Source organism: Trichormus variabilis 0441 (assembly GCF_009856605.1).
Lineage (GTDB): Bacteria > Cyanobacteriota > Cyanobacteriia > Cyanobacteriales > Nostocaceae > Trichormus > Trichormus variabilis.
The window spans coordinates 5,839,131-5,859,956 of the sequence record NZ_CP047242.1; the positions used below are offsets into that span (position 1 = coordinate 5,839,131).

Annotated in this window: 14 protein-coding genes; 5 read left to right on the forward strand and 9 right to left on the reverse strand. The window is 43.3% G+C overall.

The window, feature by feature from the left end; genetic code table 11:
- Window positions 1-201: 201 nt before the first annotated feature.
- Window positions 202-1,593 (reverse strand): asparagine--tRNA ligase, encoded by a 1,392-nt coding sequence (asnS, locus tag GSQ19_RS24065; RefSeq protein ID WP_011320339.1) that lies wholly within the window; start codon window positions 1,591-1,593, stop codon window positions 202-204.
- Between the two features lie 2 nt (window positions 1,594-1,595).
- Window positions 1,596-1,958, reverse strand: a complete 363-nt coding sequence (locus GSQ19_RS24070; protein WP_011320340.1) for a sll0565 family protein — start codon at window positions 1,956-1,958, stop codon at window positions 1,596-1,598.
- 89 nt (window positions 1,959-2,047) lie between these two features.
- Here GSQ19_RS24070 and GSQ19_RS24075 point away from each other — a divergent pair, with 89 nt between their 5' ends.
- Window positions 2,048-2,344, forward strand: coding sequence for a DUF6439 family protein (locus GSQ19_RS24075; RefSeq protein WP_011320341.1), 297 nt, complete (start codon window positions 2,048-2,050; stop codon window positions 2,342-2,344).
- A gap of 50 nt (window positions 2,345-2,394) precedes the next feature.
- Here GSQ19_RS24075 and GSQ19_RS24080 read toward each other — a convergent pair whose 3' ends face one another.
- Together GSQ19_RS24080 and rlmD are read right to left on the reverse strand one after the other, a co-directional pair.
- A complete protein-coding gene (locus GSQ19_RS24080) occupies window positions 2,395-2,844 on the reverse strand; it encodes an ATP-binding protein (RefSeq protein WP_010997799.1) in 450 nt (149 codons plus the stop codon).
- Window positions 2,845-3,251: 407 nt separating this feature from the next.
- On the reverse strand, window positions 3,252-4,634 hold the full coding sequence (gene rlmD / locus GSQ19_RS24085; RefSeq protein ID WP_011320342.1) for a 23S rRNA (uracil(1939)-C(5))-methyltransferase RlmD: 1,383 nt from the start codon (window positions 4,632-4,634) through the stop codon (window positions 3,252-3,254).
- Between the two features lie 119 nt (window positions 4,635-4,753).
- Here rlmD and GSQ19_RS24090 point away from each other — a divergent pair, with 119 nt between their 5' ends.
- The 3 genes from GSQ19_RS24090 (at window position 4,754) to purF (ending at window position 10,267) form a co-directional block, all read left to right on the forward strand.
- The gene (locus GSQ19_RS24090; protein ID WP_010997797.1) at window positions 4,754-5,239 is read left to right on the forward strand and encodes an allophycocyanin subunit alpha-B; all 486 of its coding nucleotides are present in this window, start codon (window positions 4,754-4,756) and stop codon (window positions 5,237-5,239) included.
- 955 nt (window positions 5,240-6,194) lie between these two features.
- Entirely contained in the window at window positions 6,195-8,528 is a 2,334-nt protein-coding gene (gene purL / locus GSQ19_RS24095; protein ID WP_011320343.1) for a phosphoribosylformylglycinamidine synthase subunit PurL, read from the forward strand.
- A 239-nt stretch (window positions 8,529-8,767) separates the two neighbouring features.
- Complete coding sequence (gene purF / locus GSQ19_RS24100; protein ID WP_011320344.1) at window positions 8,768-10,267, forward strand: amidophosphoribosyltransferase; 1,500 nt, start codon at window positions 8,768-8,770, stop codon at window positions 10,265-10,267.
- A 202-nt stretch (window positions 10,268-10,469) separates the two neighbouring features.
- On the opposite strand, the gene GSQ19_RS24105 is transcribed toward purF, so the two are convergent.
- From GSQ19_RS24105 to GSQ19_RS24125, 5 genes are all read right to left on the reverse strand, one after another.
- Window positions 10,470-11,222 (reverse strand): DevA family ABC transporter ATP-binding protein, encoded by a 753-nt coding sequence (locus tag GSQ19_RS24105; RefSeq protein ID WP_011320345.1) that lies wholly within the window; start codon window positions 11,220-11,222, stop codon window positions 10,470-10,472.
- Between the two features lie 72 nt (window positions 11,223-11,294).
- Entirely contained in the window at window positions 11,295-12,461 is a 1,167-nt protein-coding gene (gene devC / locus GSQ19_RS24110) for an ABC transporter permease DevC (RefSeq protein ID WP_011320346.1), read from the reverse strand.
- An 87-nt stretch (window positions 12,462-12,548) separates the two neighbouring features.
- The gene (locus GSQ19_RS24115; RefSeq protein WP_011320347.1) at window positions 12,549-13,853 is read right to left on the reverse strand and encodes an ABC exporter membrane fusion protein; all 1,305 of its coding nucleotides are present in this window, start codon (window positions 13,851-13,853) and stop codon (window positions 12,549-12,551) included.
- Window positions 13,854-13,894: 41 nt separating this feature from the next.
- Window positions 13,895-14,497, reverse strand: a complete 603-nt coding sequence (locus GSQ19_RS24120; protein ID WP_011320348.1) for a TetR/AcrR family transcriptional regulator — start codon at window positions 14,495-14,497, stop codon at window positions 13,895-13,897.
- Window positions 14,498-14,859: 362 nt separating this feature from the next.
- A complete protein-coding gene (locus tag GSQ19_RS24125) occupies window positions 14,860-16,674 on the reverse strand; it encodes an aspartate kinase (protein ID WP_011320349.1) in 1,815 nt (604 codons plus the stop codon).
- 535 nt (window positions 16,675-17,209) lie between these two features.
- On the opposite strand from GSQ19_RS24125, the gene GSQ19_RS24130 reads away from it, so the two are divergent.
- Window positions 17,210-20,752, forward strand: a complete 3,543-nt coding sequence (locus tag GSQ19_RS24130; RefSeq protein ID WP_159368359.1) for a M10 family metallopeptidase C-terminal domain-containing protein — start codon at window positions 17,210-17,212, stop codon at window positions 20,750-20,752.
- Window positions 20,753-20,826 lie beyond the last annotated feature (74 nt).

Consider the following 20,826-nt stretch of genomic DNA (forward strand, 5'->3'; position numbering starts at 1 on the left):
CCAACCCCTTTTCTAGTAAGGAAGAGGAGCAAGATTAAAAGCCTCTATCTCTCCACTTGACTAACGGCAGGTTATGCTAACGCCAACGGGGAGAAGTAGGCTGCGTCTAGTGGAGAGAGGTCTAAGAATAAGTTGCACATCGCGTTATATTTCAATACAGTTCAGTTATCAGCCCTCCGATAATACTGACGGCTGATTCTACTAAAACTCAGCGTTTTGTGGTGTCCGGGGGAAGGGAATCACATCCCGAATATTGCCCATTCCGGTGATAAATTGCACGAGTCGTTCAAAACCCAAGCCGAAACCAGCGTGAGGAACAGTACCATAACGACGTAAGTCGAGATACCACCATAAATCTTCTGGCTGCATCCCTTGCGCTAATATTCGGCGTTCCAATACATCTAAACGTTCTTCTCTTTGGGAACCACCGATGATTTCGCCAATTTTTGGTGCAAGGACATCCATCGCGCGGACTGTTTTTTCATCGTCGCTCAACCGCATATAAAAGGCTTTAATCTGTGCGGGATAATCTGTAACGATGACTGGCTTTTTGAACAGTTGTTCTGCTAGGTAACGTTCGTGTTCTGATTGTAAATCTAAGCCCCAACTTACAGGATATTCAAATTTAACATCAGCTTTTTCTAAAAGTTTGATGGCATCGGTGTAAGTTAAACGCTCAAATTGATTATTAATAATATTTTCGGCTGTTGCTAAGACAGTATTATCAATGCGTTGATTGAAAAATTCCATGTCTTCTGGGCATTTTTCCAACACATGATTAAAAATGTGTTTGAGAAAAGCCTCAGCTAAATCCATATCGCCTTCTAAGTCGCAAAATGCCATTTCTGGCTCAACCATCCAAAATTCTGCTAGGTGGCGGGAAGTGTTGGAGTTTTCTGCACGGAAGGTAGGGCCGAAGGTGTAGACGTTGCTAAAAGCCATCGCCATAACTTCGGCTTCCAGTTGTCCACTCACTGTTAAGTAAGTGGGTTTAGCAAAAAAGTCTTGGCTGTAATCAATTCCTTGGTTTTCTGTGCGGGGAATCTGCTTTAAATCCAGGCTGGTGACGCTAAATAACTCCCCTGCGCCTTCACAATCGCTGGCTGTGATAATGGGGGTGTGTACCCACAAAAAGCCCCTTTCTTGGAAGAATTGGTGAATGGCGGCGGAACAAGCATTACGGACACGGAAGACTGCACCGAAGGAATTAGTACGCGATCGCAAATGTCCAATTGTGCGTAAAAATTCAAAAGAGTGGCGTTTCTTTTGCAATGGATAAGTTTCGGGGTCAGCTTCACCGTAGACTTTCACTGCTTCGGCTTTTAATTCAATACGCTGTCCTTTTCCTTGGGAAGCCACCAATACGCCATTAACTTCAACTGACGCACCTGTATTTAGTTGTTTGACAATTACTGCGTAGTCTGGCAAATCCTGATTGATGACAACTTGCAAATTACCTAGTGATGAGCCGTCATTAACTTCAATAAAAGCAAATCCCTTGAGTTCACGCTTCGTTCTTACCCAGCCTTGAACCACCAGAGATTCATCAGGTTGACCACTCCGCAATATTTCTGCAATTCGTCGGTTTACCATATTTACCCAGCACAGGACTTTAATATCCAGCCTATAATAACGCCCATTCCACCAAAGCGGACGGCTTGCCAGAAAGGTTTTTTCAGGCTCCGCCAAGAAAACAACTGGCTTTCTAAGTTTAGTTCTAGCATTTCCAGTTGCTGTTTGATTTGTCGTAACTCTGTTTTAATTTCTGGTGTTGGGTATTTATTGTGCTGTAATTCTTGACGGCGTTGTTGCCATTGTGCCTGTTGCTCACGATCGCCCTTTACTTGATCATACCTTTGTTTTAAGCTCAAGAGCGATCGCTCTACCTCCTCTAGCTCCTGTTCAAAGTGCGGTTCTTGATTTTCCCCTGACGATTGTGGTTGTTTTGGCGGCTTCATGGACAAGTAGTAAACTATGATTAACAGCGAGTCTGCCAATATTTAAGGAGTCATTAGACTCAGCACTCATTACTCAGCACTTGTCAATTATGTCTCAACCTAGCCAGCTTTCTAAAACCAGTCAACTCAATGAATTTAGTGATTTGGAACTAGCCCAAGCCCTCATGGAAAGACTGAGTATTTCACCTGACGATTGGCATCGCCTCAAGTCTAACCGCAATTCTCGCGCTAGTGAACAATTAGCCGCCGCTATGGTATTTCTGCTCAAAAACCAACCCCAGGAAGCTCTTGCTAGACTAGAACAAGCTGTTGGTTGGTTAAATCGTTCAATATCTGCCCCTCCCTGTCCTTCTCATGGAAATAAGGGACTAGGAACTGGAGAGTAGGGACTGGGATAATTTACCCAATACCTAGTTCCCAATACCCATTCCCTTAATTATCGCCGCAGAGATAGACGGGGGCGGCTTTCCATTTGTTTACATAATCTCAATTCTGTGCCTTTGCGATTCCACTCTACTTGGTCAAAAATTTGGTGCAGAAGACACATCCCTCTACCGTTTTCTGATTCATCGGGTGGTAAATAATCTGTGGGATCTTCTTCATGACTGGTTATGGGGCTAAAGCCTTGTCCTTGGTCTGATATTACCCACCAATACTGATTATCTATGAGGGAGAAACGGACTACAACTGTTTTACTTGGGTCAAGGTTGTTGCCGTGTTTAGCTGCATTAACTAAAGCTTCTTGTAGCCCTAATCGCAGTTCTGCTTGTAGTTTGGCGGGAATTTCCGCCAACAATAAATCTAATATAGGACAAAGATAGAGAGTTGAGGCGAAACTAATAGTACCCCAATAACGTCCAACTGGACGGAGCGAAATGGTTATCACGAGAGAAACCCCATAGCTTTCAGTTAGCTAGACATCAGTTTGCTTTTGCAGGCACTCTGATAAAAATGGAGGTGGTCATACTGCCTTCAAACTTGCGTCTTTATTACTAAGTTTTGAAAATGCTGGGGAGCATTGACTCTGTTTATGAGGTTTGATTGTTGATACATAAAGCGGCTGTGAGTGATATGCTAAGCGTTTTAGCAGGCTAAGAATGGGGCAAATTACAATAGATTTGTAATTGTCTTAATATTGCCGATTTGTACTTTAAACAATCTTATTCATGGGTTATTAGAGCCATGCAACTTTAATTTTTTTAACAAAATCATTGCTATGTTTAAGTTAATTCGATCTTAGCATTTTTACTATGCAATAGACTACAAATTTGAGATTTGAGTTTTTCTCAAGGACTAATTATCCTTACCAGACTGTGATAGCACAAGAAAAGCGGCAGCTTCCACATGAGATGTTTGGGGGAAAAAATCGGCGCTTTGGATACGTTGGATAGTATATATTCCATCTGCACACAGTAACTTGAGGTCACGAGCCAGGGTGGCTACTTTACAGCTGACGTAAACAATGCGGGCAGGTTTCGATGCTAATAAAGATTCGATGACAATGCGATCGCACCCTTTACGCGGCGGGTCTAGTAATACCACATCTGGTATTATTCCCATCTTGGGCAGCAATTTCTCAACAGCCCCCACTTGAAATTCCACATTATTAATCCCGTTGTGTTGGGCATTGATGATTGCCTGTTGTACAGCTTCTGGTTGCAATTCCAATCCTATAGCTTGGCGTACCTGTTTACTTAAAGGTAAGGTTAAGGTGCCAATGCCACAGTAGGCATCAATTAACGTCTCATGCCCTTGCAGATTTAGTTGTGACTCAATTACTTGTAATAATGCTTCGGCTGTTTCTGTAAATACCTGAAAAAATGTATCGGGGCGGACTTGAAACTCCATTCCAGCAAAAATCTCTCGCAAATAGGGAACCCCAGCAATACATCGAGTTTCTCTGCCAAAAATCGCATTGGTGCGTTCGGGATTACGATTTAAGGACACACCCACCAACTGGGGATAGCGCTGCAACCATTCCTGGGCTTGCTGTTCAATTCCTGGTAAGTTTCCATCTTTGACAACTAAAGTTAATAAAATTTCACCTGTGCGCCTACCGATACGTAAACCAAGATGGCGAATTTGTCCTTGGTGGCGTTTTTCATCGTAGATAGGCCAGCCACGCTGTTGGATATCTTGCTTAACTTGTGCCAGTAGAGGATTTAAGCGGGGATCTTGGACTGGGCATTGATTTAAGTTAACTACATGATGGCTACCTTTTTGATAGTAACCAGCTTGTACTTGACCTGTAGCAGAAACATCGAGGGGATAGGTAGCTTTATTGCGATAGCCTAAAGATGAGGCTGTCACCAGTAGGGGATCTACTGGTGGTTGAGCAAAACCACCAATGCGTTGTAAAGCTTGGATAACTTGGTGGCGTTTAGCAATTAACTGATATTCATAATCAATATGTTGCCACTGACAACCGCCACACTTGTCAGCCACAATACAACTGGGGCGAATGCGGTGAGGGGATGGTTCTAGTAGCTGGTGAACTTTGCCGTGGGCGTAATTGGGCTTGACGTGTACTAAGCGTACCAAAACGCGATCGCCTGGAACAGTATCTGGGACAAACACCACCCGTTCCATAAACCGTCCCACACCATCACCAGTATCGCTCAAGTCGGCGATCGCTACTTCAATTAATTCACCCTGATGCCAAGTAGATTTAGTCATTTGTCAGTTGTCAATTGTCCGTACTTCTTATGTTTGTCTCCCCATTCCACCAGCCCCTTCACTTCTGTACCTCCAACTCGTTAAACTAGCAAATAATATTTCGCGTGATTTAAATAATCATGACTGTAATTAGCCAAGTTATTCTCCAAGCCGACGACGAACTGCGTTATCCCAGCAGTGGCGAACTCAAGAGCATCAGTGATTTTTTACAAACTGGTGTCCAAAGAACAAGAATCGTCGCTACCTTAGCGGAAAACGAGAAGAAAATTGTTCAGGAAGCCACCAAACAACTTTGGCAGAAACGTCCTGATTTTATCGCACCTGGTGGCAACGCTTATGGCGAACGTCAGCGTGCGTTGTGTATCCGTGACTTTGGCTGGTACTTACGCCTAATTACCTATGGCGTACTAGCCGGAGACATAGAACCAATCGAAAAAATCGGTATCATTGGTGTGCGGGAAATGTACAATTCTTTGGGCGTTCCCGTACCCGGAATGGTAGAAGCCATCAATTCTCTAAAAAAAGCCTCTCTTGATTTATTAAGTTCAGAAGACGCAGCTGCTGCTGCACCTTACTTTGACTACATCATTCAGGCAATGTCCTAGTACAAAGCCTGTGCTAGTTTTAGGGGCGCTTCTGGTTTACTAAATTGAGTCTTAGGTAATAACCTCATCAATCCATAAGATTCTCATTTGATCATAACCTCCCCACATTTGGTAGTGGCTCTGGCAAGCTCTCTCTGTCAAGTTACCAACCAGATGTGGGGAAATTTTATTGCGCTTTGCGTGTCAGTTGTTAGAGACGCGATTAATCGCGTCTGTACAATTGTCAGTTTTTGAGAGGATCTGGTCTAATATCCCAACCCGCAAGTGAAGTGGTTTTACATATCTTTGCCACTAACTACTGACCACTGACTACTGACAAAACTCTATCCCCTTGTGGGTGGAGTTTTTATTTAATCATTGGTCAACAGTTCCCAAACAAAAAACCGACAACTTCTTGTAGAAGACTGTCGGCAATTAGTGTGTTCCCTATTAATGACTCGGCTAGAGTTCAGTAATACTTAAATGTTGTCATCTAGTAGATTATACGTAAGCGATCTTAATCATAGACCTATGTGATTGTTATCACATTATTTTTCTGAATAACCTGTATTTACGAGAATAAATTTATTCTTTTAATAAAAAAAATAGCGAAGCGGCGAGTCTGACGAATGTATTGACTTAACTATAGGAGCTTTGCGTTCATCCTAGATCCGGATAAATACTTTTGAAATCCTTCTATCGGTGGAGTTACGCCAAAACCAGAAAATTTTTATATGGAGAGAAAATTTAAAGTAGTTTCCCGACTCGCAGCACTCTGGGGTGTATAAATGTTTGAAACCCCTATACCCTTACACCCAGTCTCAACAGACAACCTGTGTGCGTAAGTCCTAGATTTATAAAAAAGCTTGGTCAATTCTCAGCAGCAAAAACTTATCCAGTAAAACAACTAACAACTGACACGCATAGCGCACTAAATCGATACAATAATGCTCTGTCCTGTTGGTGCATTATTTCCATGACCGCCACATCTCCTGCTCCCTTTTCCCCCCAAGAAATTGCTGCTGAAGGCATCAAACCAGAAGAATACGCAGAAATTGTCCGACGATTAGGCCGTCATCCCAATAAAGCTGAACTGGGAATGTTTGGGGTGATGTGGTCAGAACACTGCTGTTACAAAAATTCCCGCCCCTTACTCAAACAGTTCCCCACCACAGGCCCCCGCATTCTGGTAGGCCCAGGGGAAAATGCTGGAGTTGTAGATTTAGGTGAAGGATTGCAACTGGCATTTAAGATTGAATCTCACAACCACCCTTCAGCCGTTGAACCCTTTCAAGGAGCCGCCACTGGTGTGGGTGGCATCCTCAGAGATATTTTTACAATGGGTGCGCGTCCCATAGCTTTGTTAAATTCTCTCCGCTTTGGTTCTCTGGAAGACCCCAAAACCCAAAGATTATTCTCCGGCGTAGTTGCTGGAATTTCCCACTATGGTAACTGTGTCGGTGTTCCTACTGTCGGTGGCGAAGTTTATTTTGATCCCGCCTATTCAGGAAATCCCCTGGTAAATGTCATGGCGCTAGGATTAATGGAAACACCAGAAATTGTCAAATCTGGGGCATCTGGTATAGGTAATCCTGTGTTGTACGTGGGTTCCACTACGGGACGGGATGGTATGGGAGGGGCGAGTTTTGCCAGCGCGGAATTAAGTGATGAGTCCATTGATGACCGGCCAGCAGTGCAGGTGGGCGATCCTTTTTTGGAGAAATCACTAATTGAAGCCTGTTTAGAAGCATTTAAAACAGGTGCAGTGGTTGCAGCGCAAGATATGGGTGCGGCGGGAATCACTTGTTCTACATCCGAGATGGCGGCTAAAGGTGGCGTAGGGATTGAACTAGATTTAGATAAAATTCCTGTGCGGGAAACAGGGATGATTCCCTATGAATATCTCCTATCGGAGTCTCAAGAAAGAATGTTATTTGTTGCCCACAAAGGACGGGAACAAGAATTAATTGATATTTTCCATCGTTGGGGACTACAGGCGGTTGTTGCTGGTACAGTAATCGCCGAACCTATTGTGCGTATTCTCTTTCAAGGTGCAATTGCTGCGGAAATTCCGGCTGATGCCTTAGCTGAGAATACCCCACTGTACGAGCGTGAGTTACTGGCAGAACCCCCAGAATATGCCCGTCAAGCATGGGAATGGTCATCTGACTCTTTACCTACTTGTACAACTGCTGGTATTGAGATTCAAGGAAATCTGCAAAGTTGGCAGGAGATTTTGTTAACTTTGCTCAATACTCCCACGATCGCCTCGAAAAATTGGGTGTATCGTCAATATGACCACCAAGTCCAAAATAATACGGTTTTTCTCCCCGGTGGTGCAGATGCGGCAGTCGTGCGCTTACGTCCCCTAGAAGGGCAGGGGAAAATTACTAATACCCTCAGTGGTGTTGCGGCTACGGTGGACTGCAATCCTCGGTATGTTTACCTTGATCCCTATGAGGGAGCTAAGGCAGTGGTGGCAGAAGCAGCCCGGAATCTTAGCTGTGTAGGGGCAGAACCTCTGGCGGTGACAGATAACTTAAATTTTGGTAGCCCAGAAAAACCCATTGGTTATTGGCAATTGTCGGAGGCTTGTCGGGGTTTAGCGGAAGGTTGCCGAGAATTAGCAACCCCGGTCACTGGTGGTAATGTCTCTCTATATAACGAAACCCTTGATCCTCAAGGCAACCCCCAACCAATTTACCCAACGCCAGTTGTGGGGATGGTGGGATTGATTACTGATTTAACCAAGATTTGCGGTCAAGGTTGGCAAACCCCAGGTGATGTGATTTATCTTTTAGGCGCATCTATCACCACTTTAGGCGCATCTGAATATTTAGCGACGATTCACGACACTGTGGCAGGTAGACCCCCACGGGTAGATTTTGACTTAGAACGCCGTGTGCAGAAAGTTTGTCGTGAGGGGATTTATGCTGATTGGGTACGTTCAGCCCATGATTGTGCTGAGGGGGGTTTAGTCGTTGCGCTCGCAGAATCTTGTCTTGCTGGTAACCTGGGGGCAGAAATTCACCTAGACGCATCTGGAAGTCAGTTACAACGCCTGGATGAAGTGCTATTTGGTGAGGGTGGAGCCAGAATTTTAGTATCTGTAGCATCAACACAACAGGAAAATTGGGAATCCTATTTACAGGAGCATCTAGGACAAAATTGGCAAAAATTGGGCATAGTTGGAAATACCGATGCAGATTTGGCGGTTTTAACTACCGATAACCAAAGCTTAATCCGAGTTAGTATCGAAGAAATGAACGATCGCTATCAAAATGCGATCGCCAGAAGGTTAGCCCTGTGAATAAGTAGATAGTAGGGGGCGTAATTAACAACCCCTAACTAGTGACAACTAACCAATGACAACTGACAACTGACAAATTCCCCAAATCAATAGCATCTTTAATCACAATTAAGGTACTGTTTTAATAGATGGTTAAAGATATGTTAAGAAAATTCCGCAACTATCCCTAGACATAATCCCAGTGACCCAATAGTTACGAATTATTTTGACTTGACACCCCAACCAGGAGCAAAGCTAGCATGATTCCCATTGATTCCGTCACTCCGGATGAGTACCCCAATCAGACTAACAACCCCATCGATAGTCAAGAAAATCGTCCTGACAAGCCAGAAGAGGCTTGTGGAGTTTTCGGTATTTACGCCCCAGGAGAAAATGTTGCAAAACTAACCTACTTTGGATTGTATGCCCTGCAACATCGGGGTCAAGAATCAGCTGGTATTGCCACGTTTGAGGGGACAACAGTTCACCTACATAAAGACATGGGTTTGGTTTCTCAAGTCTTTAATGAGTCGATTCTAGAAGAGTTGCCTGGTGATATCGGTGTTGGTCATACCCGTTACTCTACTACCGGTTCCAGCCGCAAAGTTAATGCCCAACCTGCTGTCCTGGATACTCGTTTAGGTAAGTTAGCTTTAGCACACAATGGCAATTTAGTCAATACTGTGAAGTTGCGAGAAGAGCTAGTTAATAGTAACTGCAACCTCGTGACAACCACAGACTCAGAAATGATTGCCTTTGCGATCGCCCAAGCAGTCAACGCAGGTGCAGACTGGTTAGATGGGGCGATTCAAGCCTTTCATCGTTGCGAGGGAGCTTTTAGCTTAGTTATTGGCACTCCCGTTGGTGTGATGGGGGTGCGTGACACCAACGGCATTCGTCCTCTGGTCATTGGGACTTTGCCTGGTAATCCAGTGCGTTATGTTTTATCTTCGGAAACCTGTGGTTTAGATATTATTGGCGCTGATTATCTCCGCGACGTAGAACCAGGCGAAGTAGTTTGGATTACCGAAGAAGGTTTAGCTTCCTACCATTGGAGCCAAAAACCAGAGCGAAGATTGTGTATTTTCGAGATGATTTATTTTGCTCGTCCCGATAGCCAAATGCACAACGAGACTTTATACAGTTATCGGATGCGTTTAGGACGACAGCTAGCAGCCGAATCCTACGTAGATGCTGATATTGTCTTTGGTGTCCCTGACTCTGGAATTCCTGCTGCCATTGGATTTTCTCAGGCTTCTGGTGTAGCCTACGGTGAAGGGTTGATTAAAAATCGCTACGTTGGTCGTACCTTTATTCAGCCTACCCAATCCATGCGCGAGTCAGGGATTAAAATGAAACTTAACCCCCTCAAAGATGTACTGGCGGGTAAAAGAGTAATTATTGTCGATGACTCCATTGTCAGGGGAACTACTAGCCGTAAACTAGTTAAAGCCTTACGTGATGCTGGTGCGGCAGAAGTACATATGCGGATTTCTTCCCCACCAGTAACCCACCCTTGTTTCTACGGAATTGATACTGATACTCAGGATCAGTTAATTGCTGCTACTAAGTCAGTAGAAGAAATTGCCAAGCAATTAGAAGTAGAAAGCCTCGCCTATCTCAGTTGGGATGGGATGTTAGAAGCCACAAGAGAAGATAAAAATAGTTTCTGTTCTGCCTGTTTTACTGGTGATTACCCAGTTACTATTCCTGAGCAAGTGAAGCGGTCTAAGTTGATTTTAGAAAAGGTAGTAGTTTAGGGATTAGAAACAAATCAGTGCTGGGTTTTGAGAATTGACTCAGCACTGTCTTCAGATTACCCAAGCTAAAATGGCTTATGAACCAGCCTGTTACTTGGTTTTTTAAACGCAGAGGGACGCTAAGGAAAGCGCAGCGAAAAGTTCTGGAGGAGGGTTTCCCTCCGTAGGAAACTTTTCAAGAGAGAGGAACGCAGAGTATTGTTTAGTGCATTTTAGCGGCAATATCCATGTCGTCACTTTTTAGCTGACCATCTTCCATGTATATGATGCGATCAGCAATATCTAAGATACGGTTGTCGTGGGTAACTAGCAAAATGGTACAACCTTGTTCTTTAGCTAGTTTTTGCATCAGTTCCACAACATCACGCCCTGATTTTTTATCTAGAGCGGCTGTAGGTTCATCTGCTAAAACAATTTTAGGATGACTGACTAGGGCGCGGGCGATCGCTACCCGTTGTTTTTGACCTCCAGACAAATTTTCGGCGTAGTAATTGACGCGTTCTCCTAAACCAACAGTTTCTAACATAGCGATCGCTTTGGCGTTAATGTCTTCATGAAAAAACTCATCATGTAATTCTAAAGACATTCGCACGTTTTCTTTTGCTGTTAAAAAAGTCATCAGGTTATGAGCTTGGAAGATATAACCAATTTGACGGCGCAGTTTGGTTAATTGATTTTTGCTAGCTCCACATATTTCCTGCCCTAAAATCTTCAAGCTCCCTTCTTGAGCCGAACGCAAGCCACCCATCAAAGTTAATAAGGTAGTTTTCCCAGAGCCTGAAGGCCCCGTCATAATGACAATTTCCCCGGCATTAATAGTCAAATTAATATCAAACAACACCTGTTTTTGCAGCGAACCTGAACCAAAGTAATGATTGAGATTGCTAACAGAAATGACGGGTTCTAAATCAAAGGATTGTGAGTTAGTGGTTCCAGGTAAAAATTCTTGTAACATTTTTTTCAGGAGTAGAAGACAGCGACCAGGGAAAAACTAAGGACAACTGAACAAATGACCAATGACAAATGACTAAAACACATCCGCAGGATCAGCAGAACGGAGTTTTCGCATAGCGATCGCACCGGAAGCGGTACACATGATAATAGTGAGAATAAATACGGTGATTGCCCGTTCTAGCTTCATGGCTATGGGCAACATGGTTGCAGCGTAAGTAATTTGATATAGCCCAAAAGACAAGATATACGCTGGGAGATAACCAAGGAAAGCTAGTAACAATGCTTCTTGCAGTAGGACTACCAAAAGATAGCGGTCTGTATAACCCATTGCTTTGAGGGTGGCATATTCTGGTAAGTGATCAGAAACATCAGAGTAGAGAATCTGGTAAACAATCACAATACCCACAATAAAACCTACTCCCACACCTAACCCAAAAATGAAACCAATCCCAGTCCCGTTTGCCCAGTATTCTTTTTCAGTTTGGGCAAACCCTTCGGGAGTCAAGACTTTGACATCATTGGGTAGGCCTGCGGCTAGTTGCGATCGCACTTTTTCTTTATCTACCCCCGGTTTGAGGGTGATTAATCCCACTTCGATGCGCTCTGGTTTGCGTTCGGGAAATAGTCTTAAAAATGTGGAATCGCTAGCAATGACGTTACCATCAGCCGCAAAAGAAGCTCCGTTGCTAAACACACCGCTCACATTAACGCCAATATTATTTAGTTCAGTTTGAAAGCTGTTGGTTTTTTTGAAAATATCACCCACGGCTCCATATTCTGGGCGACCAGCTTGATCAAATAAGACTTGATTTAGCTGTTTAATCTGATCTTGATTTTTGCGGATTTCTGGAAATGTAAAAGCAGATGTAGCCGGATCTATACCCCATACTAAGATGGCTCTATCCTGACGAGTTTCTGGATTACGCCACTGTCCAGTACCTATATACAGGGGAGTTACTGACTGCACACCCTCATAACCTAAGGTTTGATATAGTCGTTCTCTAGAAAAGCTCTTGACTGAAAACAAAGTTTGAAATTGAGGGTTAATTAACACCAAATCCGCTTGTAAATTGCGGTGAGGTTTCACAGCCGCATCAAACAGCGCACTTTCAAACCCTAGCTGAATAAACATCAGCATATCGGCAAAGGTAATACCAGCAACTGCAACCGCTAACCGAGTCTTTTCCTTCATTAACTGCCGCCAAGCTAGCGGAGTTTTACGAAACATTTGAGACAACATAATATTATTTAGTCGTTAGTCAATAGTCATCAGTCAACAGTCAATAGTCAAGGGTTTTCTTGCTACTTCCCAATACTCAAAATTCTTTCATTTTGAATTTTGAATCGTTTCAATTGCTGCTTGTACTTGCAAGTTTGTGAAACCTGCAACTTTTTTGCTGTCTTCAGGGTTGAGGCGAATTTTGACTTCAACAACTCGGCTATCGAGGTTTTCTCCTGGCTGGTTGCTAAATACGTTTTGTCGTCGTACCTGCAAGCCGATTTGAGAAACTTTTCCTCGCAATTCGCCACCAAAGGCTTGACTGGTAATGGCTGCTTGCTGTCCCAGTTTCACTTTACCGATATCGGTTTGATAGACTTCGGCAACAGCTAACATTTGGTTAGTTTGTGCTAGGTCAGCAATGCCATTTTCACTGATTTTTTCGCCGACACGGGTATGAATTTTGAGAATCTGTCCCGCTTGTGGCGCTCTGATATAAGCTGCTTCTAAATCGGTTGTGGCGCGTTTTAGGGAAGCGATCGCATCTTCAACTTCTGTTTGTGCTGCTTGCACATCCACTGGTCTAACTTCGGCAATACTGGTGAGTGTGGCTTTGGCTTCGCTAATTTGCTTGTTACTGGTGGCGTTAATCCGGTTCAGTGCAACTTTGGCTTCCGCTAGTTCTTTGCTAGCAGTGGAGTTAATTCGGTTCAGCACTGCTTTGGCTTCGTCTAGTTGCTCTTTGGCAGTTTCCACACTCAAGCGTCTGGTATCAATTGCTGAACTAGAAATTGCCCCTTCTGAGTAAAGCTGCTGATAGCGTTGATATTCGGCTTCGGCATTTTTCAGTTCTGCCTCTAGCTTCCTAATTGTGGCTTCTTGGGCGATTCTGTCACCTTGCCATTGCGCTTCTATCCGCGCAATGGTTTGTTGTTGTCCTGTTCTATCGCCTTGGGATTGGGCTTGTAAGCGTTCCACGCTAGCTTGCTGGGCGCGGATATCGCCAGTTTTGGCTCCAGCCTTGACTTGATTGAGTTTGGCTTGGGCAACGCGTATTTGTTTTTCGGCTTGGAGTACGGCGGTTTGCAAGCGGGCGCGGGAGTCTAAAATTGCTACTACTTGTCCAGCTTGCACTTCGTCACCTTCTTCCACTAGGATTTGGGCGACGCGATCGCCATCTAAAGCCAATGGTGCAGATAAGCTGATCACTTCTGTTTCTGGCTCTAGTCTACCCAAAGCAGTTATCTTGGGAGCGATCGCCTCAGTTACTACAGCATCGGATGCACTGGTTTTACCTACTTGCCCAAACTGACTAACTGCATACAACACAATTCCCGATGTAACGGCGGTAGCTGCAATTACTAATGCAATTACCCCTTGATTGGCAGGCTTAAATAACAGTTTTTGACTCATCTTCTCCTCACAAAATAAGTTAATTTAACCAAGAAATAAAATCAATTAAGATGATAATTAGCCACTTGATTTGTTGGATTATTTTTTAAATAAAGTGTCAACATTTTTCCTAACAAAGTACATTGTTCTTGAAAATTAATTGTCTGGTTGCACCAGAGTTTTTCCAAAATCAAGCCATTAATCAAGCTCAAAACAAAGGTTGCTATCGCTGGATCTTGAATGCCTAAAAAATCACAAACAGCTTGCTGATAGCGTTGATTAACACGTTTGAATACAATATTTTTCTGTACTTCCTCTACATCTTGACTTTGGCAAAAATCCACCCAAACATACGTCCATTTAATGCAGTAATCTTCATGCTTAATCAAATATCGACCTAAGGCTGTCATCGCCTCTTCTATCGTTTTGCTTCCATCCATCTCAGCTAATGCTGCACTCACATCTTGTTGACTTATTTCTTCTACTAATTGCTCAAATAACGTTTGTTTACTGGGAAAGTAATGGTACAGCGTACCTGTAGAAACATTTAAACCTTGAGCAATTTGCCGCATGGTGATGGAACCGTAGCCTTTTTCAGCAAATAAATCAAAGCATTTACTGAGCAGTTCTTTCCGATATTGGTCATGGTCAACAATCTTAGGCATAATTACGGATTATTTATATCGAACGCTCGTTATTTAATAATATATGTTTTTATTCGGTCGTCAAGCGATGACGGTTTAGGGATTTATTTTTAGTCGCAGGATATTATTGTGACTTTGCATAAACCAGAATTTTTTCTGGTTGCACCAAAAAGCTTCTTGTTGCAAGAAGAAATATTAAATCAATATTAAATTGCTATATATTTCTTAATGTATTCTAACTTTTCAGTACTGTCAAGGCTACTGAAAATACCAACCGAGTAGAGGTAAATTTTACTGCGTGCAGAGAGTGCGATCGCTATATGTATAGCGATCTTCTTCAGAGATTGTTAAGATCATGAGTTAAATCAGCCCAAACTCAGCAACTACACAGGTACAACAAATTTCTCGGTACCTGCTAACTCAAAAGCGGTGTGAATAACTTGTAAAGCTTGTACACCTTGTTCTTGAGAGACAACACAGCTGATTTTAATTTCGGAAGTGGCAATCATTTGAATATTGATTTGGTGTTTAGCTAATGCTTCAAACATTTTGGCGGCTACACCTGGTTGACCTACCATTCCAGCACCGACAATACTAACTTTAGCGATCGCACTATCCAAAACCACATCACCCCAACCCAACTCTGGGGCTACTTGACACAGCAATTTTTGGGCAGTTTCCCCATCCATGCGGGGGACTGTAAAAGCAATATCCCGACGGGGAACACCATCAACAATGCGACAACGTTGAGACTGAATAATCATGTCTACGCTGATATTGTTCTGGGCGAGAATACCAAACAACTGCGCCGCCATCCCTGGACGGTCTGGGACTTGACGAATAGCTAGACGGGCTTGGTTTAAGTCTAAGGCGACACCGCGAACGGGAGGGGAGTTGTGAGTGGAGAGGGTAGGGGGAGTGGGGGAGTGGAGAGGGGTTTCGATTTCAAAGGCTTTGCGGAGGGCGATGATAGCGCGATCGCCGTCTTGGGCATCAATAACACAACTAACTTTGACTTCGCTGGTGGAAATCATTTGAATGTTTACGCCAGCTTCGGCTAAGGTGGTGAACATTTTGGCGGCTACCCCAGGACGGCCGATCATCCCTGCACCAGCAATACTGACTTTGGCAATGTTTTGTTCTACCATCACCTCAGCTTCGTCTGATTTGGGATGAGATGGACTGCGGAGGGATGGGGCGATCGCGGCGGCTACGGCTTCTGCTCGTTTTAATATAGGTGTGGTAACAGTAAAGGCGATGTCGTTACTGTTACCTTCATGGATTGATTGAATAATTAAATCTACGTCTACTTTTTGACGGGAAATTTCCCCAAATAATTTTGCTGCTACTCCTGGTTTATCGGGTACGCGTAACAGAGCGACTTTCGCTTGGTCTGTATCAAGTTCTACATCATCCACCGGCCGGGCTAGTTCTAAATTGATGAGCGATCGCCCTTGGGGTTTTGGTGTAGTTACCCAAGTACCAGGGTCATCCGTCCAGCTAGATTTGACTACTAAAGGCATCCCATAGTTACGGGCAATTTCCACCGCACGGGGATGTAACACTTTTGCCCCTAAACTTGCCAACTCCAGCATTTCATTACAGGTGATTTCACCCATTAACTGGGCTTCCGGCACTATGCGGGGGTCTGTAGTTAAAATTCCTGGTACGTCTGTATAAATTTCACAAAAATCTGCCTGTAATGCTGCTGCCAAAGCTACAGCTGATGTATCGGAACCACCACGTCCCAAAGTGGTGATTTCTAGTGAGCCATTGCTGGATATCCCTTGAAAACCAGCTACTACAACTACTTTACCTTCCTGAATATGGCCTTCTACTCGTTCAGTTTCGATGTGTAAAATTCTGGCGCGGGTGTGTTCAGCTTCTGTCACAATTCCTACTTGAGCGCCAGTCATGGAAATCGCTGGTTGTCCAAGTTCTTGCAATGCCATACTAAGTAGGGCAATGGTGACTTGTTCCCCTGTGGAGAGTAACATATCCATTTCCCGACGATTAGGGTTGCGAGAAATTTCATTGGCTAGTTTGACGAGTCCATCGGTGGTTTTGCCCATTGCAGAAACCACTACAACCAGCGAATTTCCTGCTTTCACTGTTTTGTAGACACGCTGTGCCACTGCTTGAATACGTTCTACTGAACCGACAGATGAACCACCGAACTTCTGAACTATAAGCGCCATAACTTTTATCTAACCAAGTTGCCTACTTGTTTCAATACTTCCGCCGTGTTAGGAAGGCTTGAAGGCTTGTTAGTAATCTAGTGTACTAAACATCGTGCAATATACAGGCAATAAGTTAACGCGATGTGCGACTTATTCTTAAAACCCCTCTCCATAGCGCGGAACGCTTCTCGTAGAGTACCTCTCCTCTGCAAGAAGGAGCCACCTGGTGCTAAATATGCCTAAATATTTTATGTTGAACAGAAAAATTGTGGGCGCGATCGCCTGCAATATCGACATATTAGGTTTAAAAATTAGGAATTAAGAAAACACGTAAATATCCAGAGGCTCAGATACCGGACTTCTTGAAATAGTCCGGTATCTTTTTTTTGTTTGTAACTTATGTAGGATTGCTGGATACATTTGTCTTGCCACAATAGGAAAAAGATGCGAGAATTTACCGGTAAAACTAATTAACCAAGATTTTTAAGGCTTTGCACTGCAAGGTCTCTACGCATTCGCACGATTTTCCAACCTAAAAAAGGACAGTAAAACTATGGATCCTATTTCAGGAACAAACGGCAACGATAATTTAAGCGGCACTTCTGGCGACGATATTATTCAAGGCTTCAATGGTAATGATACACTTTCTGGACTAGGTGGAAATGACCGTTTGGAAGGTGGTCGGGGTGATGATACCTTAACCGGTGGCGCTGGTAATGATGTCTTTAACTTTGAACAGTTGCAAGACAATGATGTAGTTACAGATTTTGTGCGTGGACAAGACAAAATAGATGTCAGAAACCTGAATATTAATGATTGGGCTACCCTACAATTACTCATTAGTAATGATGGTCAAGACAATGCCTTAATTACTACTTTTTCTAGTGGTTCTCAGTCGCGAATCAAACTACTGAATATCAATCCAAACCTACTACAAGCTAGTGATTTCATCTTCAACACCGTTAACCTGAATCAAACTATCGAGGGTACTAACTTCGCAGATCAGTTATTCGGTGGTTTAGGTAATGATACCCTCAGAGGATTTAATGGTAATGATGTCTTATTTGGTGAACAGGGTGATGACCGTTTTGAAGGTGGTCGGGGTGATGATACTTTCTATGGTGGTGCTGGTAATGATGTCTTTAACTTGGAACAGCTACAAGACAATGATGTAGTCATAGATTTTGTACGTGGACAAGACAAAATAGATGTCAGAAACCTGAATATTAATGATTGGACTACCCTGCAATTACTCATTAGTAATGATGGTCAAGACAATGCCTTAATTACTACCTTCTTCAATGGTTCTCAGTCGCGAATCAAACTACTGAATATCAACCCAAACCTACTCCAAGCTAGTGATTTCATCTTCAACACCGTTAACCTCAATCAAACTATCGAGGGTACTAACTTCGCAGATCAGTTATTCGGTGGTTTAGGTAATGATACCCTCAGAGGATTTAATGGTAATGATGTCTTATTTGGTGAACAGGGTGATGACCGTTTTGAAGGTGGTCGGGGTGATGATACTTTCTATGGTGGTGCTGGTAATGATGTCTTTAACTTGGAACAGCTACAAGACAATGATGTAGTCATAGATTTTGTACGTGGACAAGACAAAATAGATGTCAGAAACCTGAATATTAATGATTGGACTACCCTGCAATTACTCATTAGTAATGATGGTCAAGACAATGCCTTAATTACTACCTTCTTCAATGGTTCTCAGTCGCGAATCAAACTACTGAATATCAACCCAAACCTACTCCAAGCTAGTGATTTCATCTTCAACACCGTTAACCTCAATCAAACTATCGAGGGTACTAACTTCGCAGATCAGTTATTCGGTGGTTTAGGTAATGATACCCTCAGAGGATTTAATGGTAATGATGTCTTATTTGGTGAACAGGGTGATGACCGTTTTGAAGGTGGTCGGGGTGATGATACTTTCTATAGTGGTGCTGGTAATGATGTCTTTAACTTGGAACAGCTACAAGACAATGATGTAGTCATAGATTTTGTACGTGGACAAGACAAGATTGACCTCAGAAGCCTCAATATTAGTGATTGGTCAACATTACAAACACTCATTAGTAATGATGGTCAGAATAATGCCTTAATTACTACCTTCTTCAATGGTTCTCAATCACAAATCAAACTCAATAACATTAATCCCAATCTACTACAAGCTAGTGATTTCATCTTCAACACTAATACTGTTAACAACAATGAAACTATCGATGGTACTAACTTCGCAGATCAGTTATTCGGTGGTTTAGGTAATGATACCCTCAGAGGATTTAATGGTAATGATGTCTTATTTGGTGAACAAGGTGACGACCGTTTTGAAGGTGGTGCTGGTAATGACACATTCTATGGTGGCGCTGGTAATGATATCGCCGTTTACTCAGGTACTCGTTCTCAATATCAAGTAACCAGTAGTGGAGGTGTTTTTACAGTTACCGATACAGTGGCTAATCGTGATGGCGTAGATACATTACGTGAAGTTGAACAAATACAATTTTCAGATCAAACTATAACCATTGGTAATACCTCTCCAACTATCACCCTAGCCGTATCTCCAGCTAGCGTTACCGAAGACGGAACCCCAAATCTAATTTACACTTTCACCCGCACTGGCAGCACTACCAACGCCTTAACTGTTAACTATAGCGTTGCTGGGACAGCTACCCTCAACACTGACTATGCTCAAAGTGGCGCTACTAGTTTCACTGCTACCACGGGTACCATTACCTTTGCGGCGGGTGCAAGTACAGCCATCTTAACGATTAATCCTACCGCAGATACCACCGTCGAAAGTAACGAAACCGTTGCTTTAACTTTAGCAACCGGCACAGGTTATACAGTCGGGACAACAACAGCCGTCACTGGAACCATTACTAATGATGATACCTCACCTACTGGCATTACTATCAATCTCAGTGGTAGTCAAACCATAGTCGAAGGTAGTACCAGTCCTCAAAACGTTACATATACCGTTACTCTTTCCCAAGCCAGCAGTCAAATTATCACCGTGCAATATGCCACCGCTAATGGTACAGCTACAGCAGGTTCGGACTATACAAGCACAACAGGAACTCTGACTTTCAACCCAGGGGAAACCAGTAAAGTCATCAATATCCCCATTCTCAATGATTCAGTTAATGAGGCAAATGAAACCTTTACGCTGAGGTTGACTTCTCCCACCAATGCTACTCTTGGGACAACCAATACTGTTACCACAACTATCACCGATACCCTCAGTGCTTCTGTGACTACCACTTTGCCAACCAATGTGGAAAACCTCACCCTCACAGGAACAGCAGCAATTAACGGTACAGGTAATGCCGGAAATAATGTCCTTACTGGTAATAGTGGCAATAATATTCTTTCTGGTGGCGCTGGAAACGATACTTATGCCTTTGTAGCTAATGCTGCCTTGGGAACGGACACCATTACAGAAACCGCTACAGGTGGTATTGACACTATTGACTTCAGTGGTAGTACGGGTGCTGTCAGGGTGAATTTGGGTGTGACTACATCACAAACGGTGAATAGCAACCTCAAACTGATTCTCTCTGCTAATAACGTCATCGAAAATGCTACAGGTGGTACAGGTAATGACAGGCTCACTGGTAATGCTTTAAATAATATTCTGGCTGGTGGTAACGGAAACGACCAACTGCAAGGATTAGCTGGAAATGATACCCTCTGGGGTGGATTGGGGGATGATATTCTGACTGGTGGCGCTGGTCAGGATAAATATCTATTCCAAAGTAGTGGTGTTTTTAGTTCCAGCTTAGGGGTTGATTACATTAGCCAGTTTGATGTGGGACAAGACCAAATTGTGTTGAGTAAAGCTACATTTAATGCTGTTACTAATAGCGCAGGACAGGCTTTAACTGATTTTGCCGTTGTCAGTGATGATGAATTTGTTAATGCTAGTAGTGCGCGGATTGTCTATAGCCAAGGTAGTGGTAGCTTATTCTACAATCGAGACGGTAATGTTCTGGGTACAGGTACAGTGTTTGAGTTTGCTCGTTTAGGTAATCCTGATATTACTTTAAGTAGTAGCGATTTTAGTTTAATTGCCTAGCCATCATAGATACCCGACTTTTTTGAAAAGTCGGGTATCTTGTTTTTCACAAGGTAATTAAGAAAAGGCGATCG